Raw genomic sequence first — 18,492 nt, 5'->3', positions numbered from 1 at the left:
CACTACCGGTCGCGGCTGGACGACCCGGTTGCTGAATTGCGGCTGTCCAGCAACACGGGATCAATCATTGCGTCAGGCTCTTGCGGCGGGCACGCAGGGAGTAGGTGGTGCGGCCTTGCCCCGTGCGCTTGCCCCAGCCGCCAGATGTGGCGATGTCCCAGCCGCGCTGTGCTCGCATCTGGCTTGCGAAGGTTCTGCGATCTTCGATCGTGCACCCGCAGTCCAGTTCGAGTTGGATGCTGATGTAGCTGGCCATGGGCTTGGCCTCGTAGGGGTCTACTTCCCAGCGGACCACGTGTTCATGGTCGGCGAGCCCGGTGCGGTCCTGGTCGTGGATGAGGCCGTGAGCGCGGGCGTACTCATCGAGGTCATCAATGACGAACAAGTGGCTCGACCACTCGCCTGGCCACACCGCGAACAGCCGGGACTTTCCGGTCCGGGCCCGGTCGTAGGTGCCGGCATCGGTCCCTTGGGAGACCGTGCCGTCCTCGGCTATCTCGATGTAGCACAGAGTTTTCCGGGTGTAGGGAAACTCCTTGCCCAAGGCTCCAGCACTGCGGGGTTCCATCCTGCTCCTTCGAGTCTCGGGCGTGCGGGGGGGCTTGAACCAGCGCGTCGCGAAGAAGTCCCCAGGCTGGGACTCATTCGAGGGCTGCCGCTCGTTCGTCCAGCTCCTCAGCGGCGGGGATGTCGCGGAGGCGGTGTAGGCGGGCGCGCATGTCGTGGACGGCGTCTCGGACCTTGATGGAGCGAATGCCGTCCGCGCAGTCGAGGAAGTCGTTCCAGGAGGCGATGGCGCCATCGACGTTGTCCTGGCGGAGGCAGACGGTGCCGAGGTCGGCGAGGACGATGGCACGGGTGCGGCGGCGGTCGAGGCCGTGGATGTCCAGAGCGTGGTGGAGGTGGTCCAGCGCACTGGTGTAGTCGCCGAGTTGGGCGAGGATCATGCCGGCTTCGTGGGCCCAGCGGCCGGTGCTGTAGTGCGAGGCCCAGGACTCGCCGGGGGCGCCGGTAGCGCGTTCGATCGCGGTCTGGGATGCGGTGAGAGAGGTGGTGGCGGTGCGGCGGTCGCCGTCGAGGGCAGCGGCGTTCGCCAGGGTGGCCTGGTAGTAGGCCAGGGCCCTGGGGTCATCGATGTCCTTGGCCTGGTCGACGCACTCTTCGGATATCCGCACTGCCGTGGCCCGGAAGCCGAGGTCGATCGCCTGGACGGCGAGGCCCCGCAGGGCGGTGGCGGCCAGTTCGGCGTTTCCGGCCTCGGAGGCCAAGCGGAAGGAGTGCGCGTAGTACTGCTGGGCGGCGTCCTGGTTGCCCTCGTCCTGGGCCATCCAACCGGCCAGATGTACGAGCTGGGCGGTGGCGGCGAACAGCTCGCGCCCGATGACCTCGGTCCAGGAGCCGTCCAGCCAGGGGGCGACGTCATCGTGGAGGTAGCGGACGGCGAGGTGTCGGGCGTGTCCGCCACCGAGCTCGGCCGCCGCGTCGCCGAGGGAGCGGGTCATCTGGCGGATCGCGGCGACCTCGCCCCGGCCGACGTGGGGCTTGCCGCCGGACTTGACCCGTACGCGCCGCAGGATGGCGTCCGGGTCGGGCAGGCCAAGGGCCGCGAGCGCGTACGCGCTGGAGGCGGCCACGAATCCGCGGCGATCCACCACGTCCCTCCGGCTCAGCTCGATGACGGATTCCACCGTATCGCCAGTCCCCGTTTCCTCCGGACCAGTTGGTCCAGCGTTGACCGTGTCTGCGAGGTCGAGGTCCAGCACCTCGACCAGGTACGGCAGCCAGTACTTCGGCATTCGGCCACCGCGCTCCCAGCGGGAGACCTGGTCGCGTCCCGGTCCGGTGCCGCCCTTGCCCTCGGCCCGACCGAGTTCACGCCCCACCTTGGGCTGTGACCAGCCCTTCTTCTCCCGCGCGGCCCTGATCAGGTCTGCGACCGACGCAGATTCCCCTGACACGGCGCCCTCCCTCAGGCTGCCCGCAGGCCGACACCTGGCCCACAGTGGCCGACGTCTGGCCGACAACTGGCCTACACCCTGGCACCTTATCCGTCTGCGTGCACGGGGGTTGACTGTGAGTCAGCCGCCCGGGGCGATGACAGGAACCCTCTCCCCGGGCGGCTCACCAAGCTGATAGGCGCCCCGTCCAGGGGTGCCCTACCCGGAACGGAGTCACAGGTGACCACCGTCGACACCGCGACGATCACGGTCGAGCTGCCCGAGGCGTTCGACCCGCGCTGGAACCGCCTGCCCGGCATCACCGTGGACGGCAAGAGGATCACCATCGACCCGGAGAAGTACTTCTTCCGGTTCGAGACCAACTCCTGGCTTATCGTCGACTGGCAGGCCGTCAAGGACGGTCTGCTCGGGGCGGACGAGACCGAGGAGTCCGCCGTCGAGCAGATGGCGCTGGAGTTCATCAAGGCCCACGGCCGCTCCACCCGCGACGCCGGGGAGGTGCTGGCCATCGCCTACCAGGTGTACGCGCACCTCTTCCGCGACGAGCACCTGGCCAGCCTGGGCCTGCCGCGCGTGACCGCCGAGCACCTGCGGATGCTGCGTGAGGCAGCCACCCTCATGGCCCTCAACAAGGTCGAGCTCAACGGGCACATCTCGAACGTCGGCCCGTGCTGGTTCTTCCCCTCCGCCACCGGCGGGTCTTCGACCTCTCCGAGGAGGACGGCCAGATGCTGGACGAGGTCTACCACGGCGGCTGGTTCAACGAGCACCGCCGGATCGAGGGCATCAAGGCCCACACCGCGCTCGGCGGCCGGCTGGTGCACGGTTGCCAGTCCGTGCCCGACCAGTCCGGTGGCGTGGTCGCCCCCTACGGGGCCTCCATGGCCCGCTTCCGCGAGGAACTGTCGGGCATGAAGAAGGAGTGGATCGAGCAGGTCGACTCCTACCGCGTGACCGCGGGCTGAACCTCACGTTGACAACGGTTCGGGGCGGCAAGCGCGCTGTCACCCCGAGCCAGCCCCATTGACCGGCTCGAACGAACGGAACCGCTTCCCGTGGACAGCACCATCGTGACCGCCATCCTCGCCGACATCTGCTCCAGCACCGGACTCACGGCTCCCATCCGGGAACCCTTGCGGGTGTGGGGCATGTCCGGTGTCGAGCGCCTGCGCTTCGACAACGGACGCACCGCGATCTACAAGTACGCCGTCGAGCCCTTCGAGTACGAGGACCGGATCCTGCGCGCGGCCGACCGCGCCGGTATCCCGGTGCCCCAGGTAATCGGCTCCATCGCCCGCGAGGGCACCCTCGGCATGGTCATCGAGGACCTGGGTGAGCCGGCCCGCGAAGCGCAGGACGCCGACGGCGCCGTGGCTGCCGCAGCCCTCCACGCGGCCCCCGGGGTCGCCTGGCTGCCGGTCATGGACGAGGACGCGCTCGCCGCGCTCCCGGAACTCGCCCGCGGCCATCTTCGTCGACTGCGGGGGGACGGCCGCTGGAGCGAGGACACGGCGGACATCACCGCGATGCTGGAAGCGCTGGTCGCCTCGGCCGACAAGCGCGCCACCGGTACCGGCATGGCTCCATTCGGCTGGGTGCACTCCGAGTTCCATCCCACCAGCCTCCACTTCGGAACACAGGGCTGGCGCCTGCTGGACTTCGCCCGCGCGTTCACCGGCCCTGGCCTGCTCGACCTCGCCTCCTGGCACGGCACCACAGGCGAGGCCGACCCGGTTCGCCTGCGAGCCTTCATCGAGATGTACGTGGCCGCAGGCGGTCCGAAGGACGCGCTCGCCGAGCGCGGCGGCCTTCCCGCCGAGCGGTGGGCGCTCGGCTGGCACCGTGTTTGGGCTGTGGAGTGGTTCATGGAGCAGGCCGTCAGGTGGATCAACAATCGGGCCGACGACTCGCTCTACATCAAGACCGTCCGCCGGCACCTGACCACGGCCCTCCAACTGCTCGAAGCATGACGGTGGACGTCTGGGACGCCCACGCAGCCCAGCGTCTTGCCCAGGCTCCGCCGCAGCCTCTGGAGTCGCCCGGTCGGATGGAGTGGACCCAGCGGCCCGGGATCGGTCCGGGTGCCGAGATCCTGGGTCACGGGCTGGCTGGGCGGCGGATCGTTGAACTGGGCTGCGGGCCAGGCCACACCACCGCCCACCTGGTCGGCCTCGGCGCCCGGGCCGTCGGGGTCGACCGCTCGCGGGGCCAGATCCGCCGGGCGAAGGGCCACTACGGCCACCTCGGATGCGAGTTCGTGAACGCGGATGCGATCGCCTACCTGACCCGTGAGCGTGAACCACTGGACGTGATCGTCTCGGTGTTCGGGGCGATCGGCCTGGCCGAGCCGTCCAAAATCCTTTCTGCGTGCTCGCGCCGCCTCGACCGCAAGGGCGTGCTCGCCTTCTCCGTCCCGCACCCGCAACGGACCGGCGTGATCCCGGCCAGCCCCCACACCCTCGATCAAGTCGCTCTACGCGATGGCACTTTGGCTGCGCTGAAGCGCTGGGACATTGACCCGGCCGCTTGGGCGCGGGCCCTCAACCGCGCTGGCCTCCTGGTCACCGGTCTCCACAACCTCTTCGCGCCGGCCGACTCGCGCTGGCCCACCACCCTGCTGATCACCGCACGGAAGCCATGACCCGCCCCGGGAGGCACCGATGCACCAACCTCCGTACCTGCTGCTGGACATCGACGGCGTCCTCATACCGTTCCCCGACGCCGACGGCAGCGCCCCGGCCACCCACATCCGCCACCAGGTCCGCACCAAGGACGGCGGAGAACCGTTCTGGGTCTGGCTCAACCCCGACCACGGCAAGCTGATCCTCGACGCCGTCAGCACCGGCCTCGTGCGGCCGGTGTGGTGCACCAGCTGGCGGTTCGACGCCCGCCGCATCATCGCCCCGCTGCTGGGAGTGCCGGACTTCGAGCACATCGAGCTGCCCAGACTGCCCATCATCACCAGCCACCCCGAAGGCTACTTGTGGAAGCGCAACCACGTGGCCGACTGGCTCGCCACTGCCCCGGTCGTGTGGATCGACGACGACTTCACCCCGCTCGACCACCAGTGGGCGGCCGACCGAACCACGTTCGGCAACCCGACGCTGCTGATCCAGCCGGACCCGCACGTCGGCATCCAGCCCGAGCACATCATGACCGCCCTCGAATGGGCCACCAGCCTTGCCGCGGTGAAGGACGCGGCCTGACCGCCAGAGCCATTTTTGATCCCGGAGCCCGAAACGCAATGACCGAACTGGCCGTGCCGCACCTGGTGATTCCCGGGCTCGCCGAATTCGCTCGAGGCGGCCGTCCCGCCCCCGCCGCGACGGACGACGGCAACGACTGGGTCGACGGATTCTGCTGGCTGTACTGCGGACACCAGTGGACCCGGGTCCTGTGATCGGCCCCGCCAGCGTCGCCGGGTTGCAGGCGCCGATGTACGCCTGCGGGCCCTGTATCCGGGAACTCAAGGAGCGGGTCTGGCGCTCGATCCTCCTCCGCGACGAGCCGGCTCGGCCCGCCCAAAACCCGGGCCGAGGAGGGGACGATCAGCCGTCGGCGAGGCGGCGAGGTGGTCGTCATCTGGCCCCAGCCGGCCGTTCCGTCGCCAGTAAGCCCACCCTGTGCGGCAGATCAATGCCACGCGCCAGCGGCCCCTCGAAGCAGGACGGTCCGGGCCATCGTCTGCCCAGGCGGGCGGAGGCGGCGGATACGAGATTCGAAGTCGTGAGGGGATGCCCTCAACCCGCTTTCCAATTCTTCCGAACAGGGTCCGCCGGGATCGGCATTCGTCCTGATCTGCGGCGAGCGCACCACTGAGTGGAGTCTGAACCAGGCTGAACAGCGTTGAATGAGACCAGAACTGAGACCATGTCGAGCCGGTCCGGAGGTCAGCTGTCGGTGTCCTTCGGGTGGCGGGTGGACGCATAGACCAGCAGCACTGTGTGGCGGGGTTCGTCGATGAGGTACCGCACGCGGCCTCCGGCCGTCACCTCGTACTCCCACTGGGGATAGGCCATGCCGCCGAGCGTCGCGGTGGCAAGTCGGCCGCGCAGCCGGTGCTGCCGGTCGGGGTCGTTGGTGGAGGCCGGGGAACTGCGCAGCGCCTCGAAACAGCGCCGGCTGTTGCCAGGTGCTTCAGCACAAAGCTCCCCCCACCCCTTGGCGGCCTCGTTCGTGGCGAATCGCAGGCGCCACTCGTCGTCGATGGGTGGGGGTGGAACGTCATCACCGCGCTTGGGGCTCACGGGGCGGGCACCTCGCCGTGGTCTTCGTCGGGGAGGGCCCGGGTCAGCTGGGCGGTGAGGTCGGGGTCCGCCAGGATCCTGGCGGTGGCGCGCCATTCGACTATGACGCGGTGGAGGTTGGAGTGGACATCCAGTTCGGCGGCGTCGCGCGTCGCGTTGACGAGGTCCACCACGAACTCGCGTACCTCCTCGGCTGACAGGTGCCTGCTCCACGGGAACACCTCGGGCAGGGCCAGCAGCACGGCTCGCGCGCCTTCATCGCTGCGGATCAGGGCGGTGAAGAGGCGGGCGGTGACGTCAGCGGTCTCCTCCCGCTGCTGATCGTGGCGGGCAGTGGTGAGGTAGAGGTCCTCGCCATCACGCCGCGTGACGTGAACGCGCTGGGCGCGCTCGACGGTGTCCGCGACCCGCTTGGAGTTCTTCGACAGGTCAGAGAACGACAACGACACGGTGAGAGTGGACATAGGGGCACGTTACTTCGGAATATGTTCCGAAGTCAACTCATTGGTGCCGCTGTCGTACGTCCGTTCGAGTAGATGGCGGTTTGTACGTGCAGACTTCGGCGGCGCGGGCCTGAAGGATGCGGGGGGGGAGTCGTTCACGGCGTCGAGCGGAGGCCTGTCATGCGGAGAGCCGTCGTCGATTGGAGCGCTATCGCCCTGTGGGGGGGGGTGATGTTCGTCGGCGCCTTGCTCGGGTGCGTTCAGGTGCTCTTGCGGAGACTGGTCGCTGTCGTGCAGGCCTGGCGCGACCTCCGCCGGCTGCTGCGGCGTCCGGATCGAGGGTCGGTCCGTCGCGGGTGAACGACGAAGGCCCGAACTGCTCAGCGGTCCGGGCCTTCGTGAAGGCGGAGGATACGAGATCCGAACTCGTGAGGGGTTGCCCCCGGCGCGCTTTCCAAGCGGGCGGGTCCCTGGCGGGTGGGCGCACCCTGGAGGGGGAGGTGTCCGCACATGTCCCAGGTACCGCAGCTGCGCCGGCTGCTCCGGCCACGGACCGCCGAGGGCGCTGCCCTGATGACCGTGCTGATCGTGCTGGTGGCCGCCGTGATCGCGATGGCCGCCGCACCGGTCGACGACCGGGCGCTGGTCGGCGGCGTGCTGCTCGGCGCGGCGGCGCTGGTGGCGGCGGCGGTGCTGGTCACCCTTCGGCTGCGCCGGACGGTCGTCGGCGCTCCCCGGCCGCCCGCGCGGCCGCCCGCCGAGGAGCCCGGCGGGCCGTGGTTCACCGGCGACACCCTGGCCGAGTATCCCGCCCAGGAGCTGGCCGCCCTGCTGACCGTCCTCGACGATCCGCCGAGCCCGCACCAGCTGGAGGCGGCCTGGATCTGCGCCACCCGCGGCCATGACGTCGCCTGGCTGGAGCACCACTTCGGGCTGCCGGGGCCGGTGGCCCGGACGCTGGTCGCGGCCGCCCGGCACCGCATCCCGGCCGGGTAGCCGGACTGAGCCGATCGGGGTGATCCCCGGGCGCCCCCGGTCGCGCCCTCCCGGGCCGCCGGACGCCACGGCTAGCTTCGTCCGGGTGGAACGAGTGGTGGTGCTCTCCCAACTGCTGCGCCGCCCACTGACCGGGCGCAACGACGAACCGGTGGGGCGGCTTGCCGATGTGATCGTCCGACTGCGTGGCCGCGACTACCCCGTGGTCACCGGCCTGGTCGCCCGGATCGGCGCCCGCGAGGTGTTCCTGCCGATCGCCCAGGTCGCCGCGTTCGGCGGCCAGCGGATCCGGCTCACCAGCGAGGTGGTCGACCTGCGCCCGTTCGAGCGGCGCGAGGGCGAGGTGCTGCTGCGCCGGGACGTGCTCGGCCACCGGGTGATCGACGTGGCCGACGCCGAACTGGTCCGTGCCCACGATCTGGAGCTGCGCGACCGCCCGGACGGCTGGGTGGTGGACCGCCTGGACACCCATCCGCACCGGCCCCGGCTGTTCGGCTTCTTCGCCGGTGAGTCACCGCCGCAGTGGCGGGACTGGAAGGCCTTCGAGCCGCTGATCGGCCACGCCCAGTCGGCCCGGGTGCGCGGCCCCTTCGGCCGCCTGCGCAAGCTCAAGCCGGCCGACCTCGCCGACCTGCTGGAGGAGGCCAACCGCACCGAGTCCGAGGAGATCCTCTCGACCGTGCACGCCGACCCCGAACTGGAAGCCGACGTCTTCGAGGAGTTGGAGCCCGACTCGCAGACCCGGCTGCTCGCCGAGCGCAGCGACGCCGAGATCGCCGCCGTGCTGGCCCGGATGCGCGCCGACGACGCCGCCGACGCCATCAACGACCTGCCGCAGCAGCGCCGGCAGCCCGTCCTGGACGCTCTGCCGGCCGGGCAGCGCACCAAGGTGCTCACCCTGATGGGCTTCAATCCGTCCAGCGCCGGCGGCCTGATGGCGCTGGACTTCGTCACCGCCGCGCCGGAAGCCACCGCCGCCGAGGTGCTCGCCCGGGTGCGGGGCGCCCGCATCATGCAACCGGAGGCGCTCACCAGCGTCTACGCGGTCGAGGCCGGTGAGGCGGGCGAGCGGCTGTGCGGCACCGCGACCCTGGTGACGCTCGTCCAGGCCGACCCGGCCACCCCGCTGCGGGAGCTGATGGCCACCGCACCGGTCTGCGTGCTCCCCGACACCGACGCCGAGGACGTCGCGCTGCTGATGGCCGACTACAACCTGCTGACCGTGCCCGTGGTGGACGAGCAGGACCGGATCCTGGGCGTGATCACCGTGGACGACCTGCTGGAGACGGTCATCCCGGAGGACTGGCGCCGCCGCGAGCCCGCGCCGCACCCGGCGCACCGGACGGCGGACGAGAACCCGGCGGGCCCGGCGAACCCGGCGAACCCGGCGGGCCCGGTGAACCCGGCCAACCCGGCGGGCCCGTCAGGCCCGGCGCGCGCGGAGCCGGACGCGTGCGGGCCCCCGCGCTCCCGCCCGAGCCCACCCCGCCGCCGCACTAGGCGGCTCCCCCCGCGGCGCCCGAGCCGACGCCCGAGCCGACGCCCGCTGCCGAGCCGAGCCCCCCGCCCAAGCCCGCTCCCGCACCCGCGGCCCCTGCAAAGCCAGGCCCCGCACCCGCACCCGCACCTGCGCCCGAACCCGCGCCGCCTGCCGAGCCAGCCCCCGCGCCCGCTGCCGCGCCCGCACCCGAACCCGAACCCGCTGCCGAGTCCCCCGCGCCCGCGCCCAGGCCCGCCCCAACCCTGAAGTCCGCCCCGTCCGCGGTGCTCGACGAGGCGCACCTCGGCGACATCGAGGGCGCGTTCGGTCGGATCCCGCGCGAGCGCACCGAGGAGCGGCCCGGCCCGCGCACCCGGCTGCTCACCCTGCTGGCGATCGTCGGCCCCGGCATCATCGTCATGGTCGGCGACAACGACGCCGGCGGCATCGCCACCTACTCCCAGGCCGGCCAGGACTACGGCTACTCGCTGCTCTGGGTGCTCTTGCTGCTGATCCCCGTGCTGATCGTCAACCAGGAGATGGTGGTGCGCCTCGGTGCCGTCACGGGCGTCGGGCACGCCCGACTGATCAACGAGCGGTTCGGGCGGTTCTGGGGCTGGTTCAGCGTCGGCGACCTGTTCGTGCTGAACTTCCTCACCCTCGTCACCGAGTTCATCGGGATCTCGCTCGCCTGCTCCTACCTGGGCGCCTCCAAGTACTGGGTGGTCCCGCTGTCCGCCCTGCTGCTGATCGCGATGACCGCCGGCGGCTCGTTCCGCCGCTGGGAGCGGGCCATGTTCGCGCTGATCGCGGTGAGCCTGCTGCTGATCCCGCTCACCCTGATGTCCCGGCCGAACTGGCTCCACGCGGCGCACTCCTTGGTGGTGCCGGGCATCCAGGGCGGGATCAGCAGCGACGCCGTGCTGCTGATCATCGCCATCGTCGGCACCACGGTGGCACCCTGGCAGCTGTTCTTCCAGCAGTCCAACGTGATCGACAAGCGGATCACCCCGCGGTTCATCGGCTATGAGCGGGCCGACACCGTGATCGGCTCGTTCGTGGTGGTGATCGGTGCCGCCGCCCTGGTGCTGATCGCCGACTTCGCGGCCCGTGGCACGCCGTTCGCGGGCCACTTCACGGACGCCGGCGGAGTCGCCCACGCGCTCGCCCGGCACAGCCGTGCGATGGCCGTGATGTTCTCGATCGTGCTGCTGGACGCCAGCATCATCGGCGCCGCCGCCGTCACCCTGGCCACCAGCTACGCCTTCGGCGACGTCTTCAACCTGCGCCACTCGCTGCACCGCGGATTCGGCGAGGCCAAGCAGTTCTACGCCTCCTACAGCCTGATGGTGCTGGCCGCCGCCGGGATCGTGCTGATCCCCGGCGCGCCGCTGGGCGTGATCACCGAGGCCGTGCAGGCGCTCGCCGGGCTGCTGCTGCCTTCCGCAAGCGTCTTCCTGCTGCTGCTCTGCAACGATCCCGAGGTGCTGGGGCCGTGGGTCAACCCGCGCTGGCTGAACGTGCTGGCGGGCGTGATCGTCGGCGTGCTGCTGCTCTCCGGCATCCTGATGACCACCACGGTCTTCCCGTCCGTCGACGTCAGGGCGCTGACCGCCTGCCTCGCGGTCGGGCTGGCCGCCGCCGCGCTGGCCGGACTGCTCGCGGTGCGGCTGTCCCGCCGCCGTTCCGGTGCCGCCGCACGGCCGGTTGCCCGAGCCCTCTCGCCCAGCGAGAAACTCGCCTGGCGCATGCCGCCGTTGGCCCTGCTGAAGCCCGTCGAGTGGTCCCCGGGACTGCGCCTGGCCATGCTGGCACTGCGCGGCTACCTGGTGCTCGGCGTGGTGCTGCTGCTGGTGAAGGCGGTCCGTCTGGGCGGCGGCTGACGGGATCGAAGCGGAGGAACCGGTGGCTCCGGCCAAACCGGTGGCTCCGAGCCGCGTCCGGCCCCTACGGTGTCGGCAACCGACCCGCCAGGAGAGCCCCCGATGACCGAGACCCTGACCCTCTGGCGCCCCACCGGCCCCGAGGAGCTCGCGCTGGTCGAGGCCACCGGCTGGCGCGCCTGGCCGCCTCGGCTCCCCGAGCAGCCGATCTTCTACCCGGTGCTCAACGAGGACTACGCCATCCGGATCGCCCGGGACTGGAACGTCCCGGCCTCCGGCGTCGGCTATGTGACCCGCTTTCACGTCGACGCGGCCTTCGCCGCCCGCTACCCCGTCCAGCAGGCCGGCGGCCGCACCATCCTGGAGCTGTGGGTGCCCGCCGAGGAGCTGGCGGAGTTCAACCGCCACATCGTCGGCCGCATCGAAGTGATCCACGAGTTCCGGCCCGCCGGCCTGACCTGGCGCCGGGCGTAACGGAAGGGGCGCGCGGCCGTCTGGGATACGCTGCCTCGGTTCGACCGAATCGCCGCCTCTCTGGAGACCCGCATCCTCATGGCCCCCTCGCGCACCATTCGCATGGCAGTCACCGGCGGCGGGACCGGCGGTCACACCTATCCCGCGCTGACGGCCATCAACGCGCTGCGTGAGCGCCTGGCCACCGAGGGCAGGGAGCTGGAGGTCACCTGGTACGGCACCCCGCAGGGGCTGGAGGCGCGGATCAGCGCCGACAACGGCATCCCGTTCCGGCCGATCGCCACCGGCAAGGTGCGCCGCTCGCTCAAGCCCGCGGCGGTGGCCCGCACCCTGGTGGACCTGGCCCGGGTGCCGTACGGGATCCTGCAGGCCACCGTCCACCTGGCCCGGCAGCGGCCCGACGTGGTGCTGTCCACCGGTGGCTACGTCGCCGTGCCGGTCGGCCTCGGCGCAGCGCTCACCCGCACCCCGCTGGTGATGCACGAGCAGATCACCTCGCTCGGCCTGGCGAACCGGCTGCTCTCCCGGGTGGCGAAGGCCGTCGCGCTCAGCCACGAGTCCTCGCTCGACGCGCTGCCCGCCCGGGCGCGCGGCCGGGCCCAGGTCACCGGCAACCCGGTTCGGCCCGCGCTGCTGCGCGGCGACGGCACCAGGGCCCGGGCCGCCTACGGGCTCGACCCCGAGCTGCCGCTGGTGTACGTCACGGGTGGCGCGCAGGGCAGCGCCCAGGTCAACGGCCTGGTGCTGGAGGTGCTCCCGTCGCTGCTCGGCAACTGCCAGGTGCTGCACCAGTGCGGCCCGGACCACCACGCCAAGATGACCGCCCACGCGGCCGGCCTCGATCCCCAACTCGCCCACCGCTACCGGCCGGTGCCCTACATCGACGGCGAACTCGCGGATGTGTTCGCGGCGGCCGACGTGGTGGTCTCCCGGGCCGGCGCCGGCACCCTGGCCGAGCTGACTGCGATCGGCAAGCCCGCCGTGCTGATCCCGCTGGAGCCCACGGCGGCGGACGAGCAGCGCCGCAATGCCGAGTACCTGGCGGAGCACGGCGCGGCGTTCGCGATCACCCGGCCCGACGTCACCGCCGAACGGCTCGCGGAGTGCGTCTGGCAGCTGATCACCGACCCGGGCCGGCGCGCCGACATGGCCGCCCGCTCCCGCTCCCTCGGCCACCCGGACGCCGCCCGGGCCCTGGCCGACCTGATCTACGCCAAGGCCCGCCGCGGCGGTGCCCACCGGGCGGCTTGAGCCGGGCGGGCTCCAGGCCCGCGCATGTTCAGAATTCCTCAGCCTGGAGATAACGGGACCATCACTTCTTGAAGGTTCGTCAATCGGACCTGACAGGCTGTCCCCTCGCAAACCGTTCCACACCTTGCGCAGGGGATCGCCATGCCCAAAACACTGTCCGTACCGCCCGGTTGGGGCCAGAACCAGCCTCCGGGCGCGCCGAGGGCGACGAAGCGGAAGGTCTGGGCAGGCACGGGCATCGCGACGGTGGTGCTGCTGGTGGCGGCCGGCGCGACGCACCACGATGGCGGCGCCTCGACCAGGACGACGGCGGCCACGGCGCCCATGCCCCGCGCGAGTGCGCCGGCTGCGCCCTCGGCGCCCGCTCCTTCGACGCCCGTGCCCTCGACGCCCGCGCCCTCGACGTCTGCGCCCGTGGCCGCCGCGGCACCGGCTGCTCCCGGCCACTCGGCCGCGCCGACGCACAGCGCCGCACCGATCCAGCAACCCACCGCCGCTCCCCCGGCCGTCTCGCCGGCCCGGCAGCCGGACTCCGGGCAAGCCCCCGCAGCCACCACCGAGGCCCCCGCACCCCCGCCCGCCGGGATCATCATGTCCCCGACCGGGCACTACTACCGGGCGGGCGAGTTCTGCCCTGACGCCGACGTCGGCAGGTCCACCGTCGACGACCACGGCACCACCATCCGCTGCGGCCCGGTGAGCGGCCGCAACCACTGGCACTACTGAGTGCCAGTACCCTGGTCGGCATGTACGTGAAGGTGTGCGGTGTCCGGACCCCGGGCGATGTGGCGGCGGCGGTCGAGGCGGGTGCGGACGCGATCGGCTTCGTGCTGACCGAGAGCGTGCGGCGACTGGAGCCGGCGGTGGCACGGGAGCTGGCGAGCGCGGTGCCCGGGCACATCCTCACCGTGGGCGTGGCCGCCGGGGTGCCGGCGGCGGAGGCCGGCCGGCTGGCACTGGCCGCCGGCGTGCGGGCCCTGCAGCTGCACGGGCCCTACCCGCGTGCCGCCTTCGACGAGCTGGCCGGCCTGCCGCTGCGCCTGGTGCGGGCCACCTCATTGGACGAGACCAGCGAACTGACCGCCGGCGCCTACGGCGAGGAGCTCCTGCTGCTCGACTCGCCAGTGGCCGGCTCCGGCGCCCAGTGGGACCTGGGTCGCCTGAACCAGGCCAAGCCCCAGGGCCACTGGCTGCTCGCCGGCGGCCTCGACCCCGACAACGTCGCCGCCGCCATCACCGCTGCCCGCCCCTGGGGCGTGGACGTCTCCAGCGGCGTCGAATCCACCCGCGGCACCAAGGACCACACCCGCATCCGCGCCTTCGTGGCAGCCGCTCGGGCCGCCTGAAGCCAAACCCACGACTGACGGCCCGTCACGCCACTACATCCAGCTACTGACGGGCCACCGAGTTTTCAAGCCTTTGCTTGACTGACGGCCAGTCAGCATGATTCGACAGCCCGCCAGTTGGCGGCTGCGATCACTTGCCGCTGCGGCCGAAGAGCAGCTTCCACGGGGCGAGGGCCGATTCGATCTGCACCGACATGCTCATCTTGGAGACGCCCTCGGCCCGCTCCTCGAAGCGGATCGGCACCTCGACGATGCGCAGGCCGCGGCGGACCACGCGGTAGTTCATCTCGACCTGGAACGAGTAGCCGTTGCTGTGGATCGACGGCAGGTCGATCGCGCGCAGGGTCTCCGCCCGCCAGGCCTTGAAGCCGGCGGTGGCGTCCTTCACCTTGAGGCGCAGCAGCGTGTTGACGTAGAAGTTGGCCCAGGCCGAGAGGGCCTTGCGGTGCCACGGCCACTCGGAGGCGGTGGAACCGCCGGGCACGTAGCGCGAGCCGAGCACCACCGCGGCGTCGGAGCGGGTGGCGAGGGTGTCGACCATGACGGGGACCACCGAGGCGGGGTGCGACAGGTCGGCGTCCATCTGCACCACGATGTCGGCGCCGTTCTCCAGCGCCTTGGTCATGCCGGCGATGTAGGCGCGACCCAGGCCGTCCTTCTCCGTGCGGTGCAGCACGCTGACGTTCCCCGGGCGCTCGGCGGCCAGGCCGTCCGCGATCGCGCCGGTGCCGTCGGGCGAGTTGTCGTCCACCACGAGCAGGTGCAGGTTGTCGAGTTTCAGGTCCTCGAGCAACCGGGCAAGGATCGGCAGGTTCTCCCGTTCGTTGTACGTGGGGACGACGACAACGACCTTGGGGGAATCCTCTACCATGTGAAGCCCTCGTGATCTCTCAATGGGGTAACACGAGGACAGCGCCCACGCGGTACCACGCAACGTCAAGCTTGCGGTGGCCGCGAGTCTAGTTGACGCCGACGAAGCACTGCATCTCAGCCACCGGTAGGCCGCCCCGCTCAGCGGCCGGCGGGTTGTGCGGGTTCTGCCGGGCCGTCGGTGGCGGGCTCCGGTTCGGGGGCCGGGCCCTCCCGCAGCTCCTGGCGCAGCGGTGACGTCCACAGCGCGGCCGGACAGAGCACGAGCAGCACCGCACAGCAGATGATGGTCGGCTGGAGGCCCAGCAGGGTGCCCAGCCCGCCGCCGAGCAGGGCGGCGATCGGCCTGATCCCCAGCTGGAGCCACATGGTCGTCGCGTTGACGCGGCCCAGCAGGCGGGGCTCGCAGGTGGTGACCCGGTAGGTGCGCTGGGCGATGTTGTAGACGACCGCCGCGACCAGGCCCACCATCAGGCCGGCGGCGGCCAGGAACTGGCCGCCCAGTCCCTTGGGCGCCAGGCCGGCCGCCAGCCAGGCCGGGACCACCGGGGATTGGCTGAAAAGCAGGACCCGGGGCAGCCCGTACCGCTTGATCAGCGGCTGGGCCACGATGGTCGCGGTCACGCTGCCCAGGGCGCTGGCACCCATCACCATGCCCAGCGTCCGCGCCGACCAGTGCAGCTCACGGATGGCATACGGCGTCCAGATCGCCAGGATGGCGGTGAACATCAGGTTGCCGATGGCGTTGGAGGCGGTTATGCCGCCGAGGACGCGGTTGCCGCCGATCACCCGCAGCCCTTCGAGGAGTTCCCGGCGCAGCCCGCGCTCGGCCGGCGGTGCAGGCTCCGGGGCCGGCTCCCGGTGCTTGACCAGCAGCAGGCTCAGCGCGCTCGCCAGGTAGGAGAACGCGTCGAGCGTGATGGTCCGGGCCGCGCCGATCAGTCCGACCACGAAGCCCGACAGGTTCGGCCCGGCCACCCCCGCGACCGCGTTGGCGCTACTGATCATGCTGTTGGCGGCCACCAGCTGGTCGCGCTCCAGCAGGGTGGCCGGAAAGCTCAGGTAGGCGCTGTCGAAGAACACCGTGCAGCAGCCGACGGCCAGTGCCACCGCGTAGAGCTGCCAGAGGGTCAACACCCCGGCGAGCTCGGCGACCGGCACCGAGCCGAGCAGGGCGGCGCGCAGCAGGTCGGCGTAGAGCATCACCGAGCGGCGGCGGCAGCGGTCGACGACGACGCCCGCCGGTAGGGACACCAGCAGGAACGGCAGCGTGCTGAAGGCGGTCAGCAGACTGACCTGGAAGGTCGAGGCCTTCAGGCCGATCGCCGTCAAAGGCAGTGCCAGCACGGTTACTTGTGAACCGATCAGGCTGACCGTCTGGCCGGCCCAGATCAGCCGGAAGTCCCGGTGCCGCCATGGTGAACCCTCGTCAACAGACATTCTGGGATTATCCCCGACATGTCAACTGGCTGTCAGCCGATCCCGGTTCAAGACTTTGTCATGTCCGGTTTCGACCGATCCGCCGGTACCTCGCCGCGATCCACTCTTTGGTGTCACCGAGGCGGCGTGTCCCGTGATCCGGTGTTCGCGCTGCGCTGTCGTTGTCTCCGGCGGCCGTGCCACGACCGTGTTCCGGCCACCGAAGACCCGCACTCTCACCGGAGGTCCAGCGATGTCCAACGCCCCCGTCACCACCGTGCTCACCGTCGACGGCATGAGCTGCGGCCACTGCGAGCGGACCGTCAGCGCCGGTCTGCTGGCCCTCCCCGGCGTCACCGACGTGGCCGCGGACGCCCGGGCCGGCCGGGTGACCGTCGTGTCCACGGCAGCCCTCGACGGGGCCGTGCTCAGCACCGCGGTCACCCAGGCGGGTTTCACCTTGCTGCGGCAGGCCTGAGCACTCCGCCCACAGCCGGCAGCCCTCCCCCGCAGCCCCCGCCCGCGGAGCGCGGCCCCCGCTCCCGGAGCGCGGTCCCGCCTCTCCCGGGGCCGCCGCACTCAGCCGGCCGCCGCGCTCAGCCGGCCGCCCGCCAGCCGGGGGCGCGACCCGAAAGTGCCAGCGCCCGCTCGAACGCCGGGGCGCCGTCCGCCACCACCACCGCGTCGGCGAAGCCCTGGTACTGGCGGTAGGTCTCGGCGTTCTCGCGGACCACGGCCAGGAGCACCTCGGCGCTCTCCTCGGAGCACTGGTACTCCTGTCCGGTGGCGCGCGCCACGTCCCAGCCGTGCAGGGCCAGTTCGGCCAGCAGCAGGCCCAGCACGGCAGGAGCGGGCATCGCCATGCCGCCGAGGTCGATGTCGCCCTCCCAGGCCGCCGGTTGGGCCCAGGCGGCCACTCCGCGCTCCAGTTGGGCGGCGTAGGCGTCGGCCCAGGCGGGGTCGGCGGTGAAGTCCCGCTCGACCAGCTCCGCCGGGAGCTCCTTGCGCAGGGCGCGGTGCTCCAGGCCGTGCGAGGTGTAGCGGACCCAGTGGTTGATCAGTGCCCGGGTGTCGAATTCCGTGCAGGGGGTCGGGGCGGTGAGCTGGTCGGCGGTGATGCCCTTGGCGACCCGGGCGCTCTCGCCGGCGTGCTCCGCCAGGCATCGGTACAGGGTGTCGTTCATGATCGCGACCGTACGGTGCCCGGCAGCCGCCGGTCTTGAAGAAACGCGACAGCTAGGCTGTGCGGGGTGAGCGACTCTGGGCTGAGGGGGCACTCCGGGACGCGGGCTCCTGAAGCGGGGCCCGCCGGGATGGGCCGGGGCGTGCTGCACCAGGCCGCGGCGCCCGGCGGGTTGACCGTGGAGCGCCGGGCGCCGAGCGAGGACCTCGGCCGCCAGGTGGAGTTCTACTGGATCGTCAGCTGGCGGCTCGACGGAGAACCCCCGCACGAGCAGCAGGTGTTGGCGCACCCCAATGTCCACCTGGTCTTCGAGGCTCCCGCCGGCCGCCTCTACGGGGTGCAGCGCGGCCTTTTCGTGCGGCGACTGACCGGCTCCGGGCAGGTCCTCGGAGTGAAGTTCCGCCCGGGTGCGGCCCGCCCGTTGCTCGGTTTCCCGGTCGCCGACCTCGCCGACCGCGCGGTGCCCTTGGCCGAGCTGTTCGGGCCGGCCGCCGCCGGGGTGACGTCAAGGGTGCTGGCCGCCGGCGACGTTCCGGCGATGGCCGAACAGGCCGAGCGGTTCCTGCGCGACCTCCTGCCCGAACCGGACCCGGTGGCCGAGCAGGTGGCCGCGATCGTCGGCCGGATCACCGACTCGCCCGCGTTGTTCCGGGTGGACCAACTGGCCGCCGAACTCGGGCTGTCGGTGCGCAGCGTACAGCGGCTGTTCGCGGAGTACGTCGGCGCGGCACCGAAGTGGGTGCTGCGCCGGGCCCGGCTGCACGAGGCGGCGACCCGCGCGGAGCAGGGCACCGGTGTCGACTGGGCCGCCCTGGCAGCCGAGTTGGGGTACGCCGACCAGGCGCACCTGACCCGCGACTTCACGGCCGCGGTCGGCGTCTCGCCGGCCGCGTACGCGAAGGGGCGGTGACCGGCTCGGTGCCGGTCACCGCCCCTTTCGGC

21 protein-coding genes and 1 pseudogene are annotated in these 18,492 nt (G+C 71.6%); 14 read left to right on the top strand and 8 right to left on the bottom strand.

Going from position 1 to position 18,492, the window contains the following annotated elements; translation table 11 throughout:
- Positions 1 to 64: 64 nt before the first annotated feature.
- Together LN042_RS15300 and LN042_RS15295 are read right to left on the bottom strand one after the other, a co-directional pair.
- The gene (locus LN042_RS15300) at positions 65 to 568 is read right to left on the bottom strand and encodes a hypothetical protein (RefSeq protein ID WP_230051753.1); all 504 of its coding nucleotides are present in this window, start codon (positions 566 to 568) and stop codon (positions 65 to 67) included.
- Between the two features lie 73 nt (positions 569 to 641).
- Positions 642 to 1,958, bottom strand: coding sequence for a helix-turn-helix domain-containing protein (locus LN042_RS15295; protein ID WP_308191813.1), 1,317 nt, complete (start codon positions 1,956 to 1,958; stop codon positions 642 to 644).
- A gap of 219 nt (positions 1,959 to 2,177) precedes the next feature.
- On the opposite strand from LN042_RS15295, the pseudogene LN042_RS15290 reads away from it, so the two are divergent.
- From LN042_RS15290 to LN042_RS15270, 5 genes and pseudogenes are all read left to right on the top strand, one after another.
- Positions 2,178 to 2,923: pseudogene (locus LN042_RS15290) on the top strand (hypothetical protein).
- Positions 2,924 to 3,013: 90 nt separating this feature from the next.
- A complete protein-coding gene (locus LN042_RS15285; protein WP_230051752.1) occupies positions 3,014 to 3,928 on the top strand; it encodes a phosphotransferase family protein in 915 nt (304 codons plus the stop codon).
- A 77-nt stretch (positions 3,929 to 4,005) separates the two neighbouring features.
- Positions 4,006 to 4,599 (top strand): class I SAM-dependent methyltransferase, encoded by a 594-nt coding sequence (locus LN042_RS15280; protein ID WP_230051751.1) that lies wholly within the window; start codon positions 4,006 to 4,008, stop codon positions 4,597 to 4,599.
- Between the two features lie 19 nt (positions 4,600 to 4,618).
- A complete protein-coding gene (locus LN042_RS15275) occupies positions 4,619 to 5,164 on the top strand; it encodes an HAD domain-containing protein (protein WP_230051750.1) in 546 nt (181 codons plus the stop codon).
- A 38-nt stretch (positions 5,165 to 5,202) separates the two neighbouring features.
- Positions 5,203 to 5,358 (top strand): hypothetical protein, encoded by a 156-nt coding sequence (locus LN042_RS15270; protein WP_230051749.1) that lies wholly within the window; start codon positions 5,203 to 5,205, stop codon positions 5,356 to 5,358.
- Between the two features lie 490 nt (positions 5,359 to 5,848).
- On the opposite strand, the gene LN042_RS15265 is transcribed toward LN042_RS15270, so the two are convergent.
- Together LN042_RS15265 and LN042_RS15260 are read right to left on the bottom strand one after the other, a co-directional pair.
- Positions 5,849 to 6,205 carry a hypothetical protein gene (locus LN042_RS15265; protein ID WP_230051748.1) on the bottom strand — a complete coding sequence of 119 codons (357 nt, stop codon included), beginning with the start codon at positions 6,203 to 6,205 and terminating at the stop codon, positions 5,849 to 5,851.
- Complete coding sequence (locus tag LN042_RS15260; RefSeq protein WP_230051747.1) at positions 6,202 to 6,669, bottom strand: prevent-host-death family protein; 468 nt, start codon at positions 6,667 to 6,669, stop codon at positions 6,202 to 6,204. The genes LN042_RS15265 and LN042_RS15260 overlap by 4 nt, the downstream gene beginning before the upstream one ends.
- A gap of 489 nt (positions 6,670 to 7,158) precedes the next feature.
- Here LN042_RS15260 and LN042_RS15255 point away from each other — a divergent pair, with 489 nt between their 5' ends.
- The 5 genes from LN042_RS15255 (at position 7,159) to LN042_RS15235 (ending at position 12,732) form a co-directional block, all read left to right on the top strand.
- Positions 7,159 to 7,644 (top strand): hypothetical protein, encoded by a 486-nt coding sequence (locus LN042_RS15255; RefSeq protein WP_230051746.1) that lies wholly within the window; start codon positions 7,159 to 7,161, stop codon positions 7,642 to 7,644.
- An 85-nt stretch (positions 7,645 to 7,729) separates the two neighbouring features.
- Positions 7,730 to 9,391: a magnesium transporter MgtE N-terminal domain-containing protein gene (locus LN042_RS15250; RefSeq protein WP_230051745.1), complete on the top strand. Its 1,662-nt coding sequence runs from the start codon at positions 7,730 to 7,732 to the stop codon at positions 9,389 to 9,391.
- A gap of 17 nt (positions 9,392 to 9,408) precedes the next feature.
- Entirely contained in the window at positions 9,409 to 11,007 is a 1,599-nt protein-coding gene (locus LN042_RS15245) for an NRAMP family divalent metal transporter (protein WP_230051744.1), read from the top strand.
- 102 nt (positions 11,008 to 11,109) lie between these two features.
- Positions 11,110 to 11,481, top strand: a complete 372-nt coding sequence (locus LN042_RS15240) for a hypothetical protein (RefSeq protein ID WP_230051743.1) — start codon at positions 11,110 to 11,112, stop codon at positions 11,479 to 11,481.
- Positions 11,482 to 11,583: 102 nt separating this feature from the next.
- A complete protein-coding gene (locus LN042_RS15235; protein WP_230051742.1) occupies positions 11,584 to 12,732 on the top strand; it encodes a UDP-N-acetylglucosamine--N-acetylmuramyl-(pentapeptide) pyrophosphoryl-undecaprenol N-acetylglucosamine transferase in 1,149 nt (382 codons plus the stop codon).
- 38 nt (positions 12,733 to 12,770) lie between these two features.
- On the opposite strand, the gene LN042_RS15230 is transcribed toward LN042_RS15235, so the two are convergent.
- A complete protein-coding gene (locus tag LN042_RS15230) occupies positions 12,771 to 13,223 on the bottom strand; it encodes a hypothetical protein (protein WP_230051832.1) in 453 nt (150 codons plus the stop codon).
- A 100-nt stretch (positions 13,224 to 13,323) separates the two neighbouring features.
- On the opposite strand from LN042_RS15230, the gene LN042_RS37300 reads away from it, so the two are divergent.
- Entirely contained in the window at positions 13,324 to 13,458 is a 135-nt protein-coding gene (locus LN042_RS37300; protein WP_283843748.1) for a hypothetical protein, read from the top strand.
- 20 nt (positions 13,459 to 13,478) lie between these two features.
- A complete protein-coding gene (locus LN042_RS15225) occupies positions 13,479 to 14,078 on the top strand; it encodes a phosphoribosylanthranilate isomerase (RefSeq protein WP_230051741.1) in 600 nt (199 codons plus the stop codon).
- A gap of 130 nt (positions 14,079 to 14,208) precedes the next feature.
- On the opposite strand, the gene LN042_RS15220 is transcribed toward LN042_RS15225, so the two are convergent.
- A complete protein-coding gene (locus LN042_RS15220) occupies positions 14,209 to 14,949 on the bottom strand; it encodes a polyprenol monophosphomannose synthase (RefSeq protein ID WP_230051740.1) in 741 nt (246 codons plus the stop codon).
- A gap of 140 nt (positions 14,950 to 15,089) precedes the next feature.
- Positions 15,090 to 16,388, bottom strand: a complete 1,299-nt coding sequence (locus LN042_RS15215) for an MFS transporter (protein ID WP_230051739.1) — start codon at positions 16,386 to 16,388, stop codon at positions 15,090 to 15,092.
- 232 nt (positions 16,389 to 16,620) lie between these two features.
- Between LN042_RS15215 and LN042_RS15210 the strand changes: the two genes are divergently transcribed.
- A complete protein-coding gene (locus LN042_RS15210; RefSeq protein ID WP_230051738.1) occupies positions 16,621 to 16,845 on the top strand; it encodes a heavy-metal-associated domain-containing protein in 225 nt (74 codons plus the stop codon).
- Positions 16,846 to 16,963: 118 nt separating this feature from the next.
- Here LN042_RS15210 and LN042_RS15205 read toward each other — a convergent pair whose 3' ends face one another.
- Positions 16,964 to 17,551 (bottom strand): TIGR03086 family metal-binding protein, encoded by a 588-nt coding sequence (locus LN042_RS15205; protein WP_230051737.1) that lies wholly within the window; start codon positions 17,549 to 17,551, stop codon positions 16,964 to 16,966.
- A 141-nt stretch (positions 17,552 to 17,692) separates the two neighbouring features.
- Between LN042_RS15205 and LN042_RS15200 the strand changes: the two genes are divergently transcribed.
- A complete protein-coding gene (locus LN042_RS15200) occupies positions 17,693 to 18,460 on the top strand; it encodes a helix-turn-helix domain-containing protein (RefSeq protein ID WP_230051736.1) in 768 nt (255 codons plus the stop codon).
- Positions 18,461 to 18,492: the final 32 nt, after the last annotated feature.

It is taken from the genome of Kitasatospora humi (assembly GCF_020907985.1).
Lineage (GTDB): Bacteria > Actinomycetota > Actinomycetes > Streptomycetales > Streptomycetaceae > Kitasatospora > Kitasatospora humi.
The sequence above is the reverse complement of the archived record's forward strand: the minus strand, read 5'-3'. Positions and strand labels throughout refer to the sequence as shown.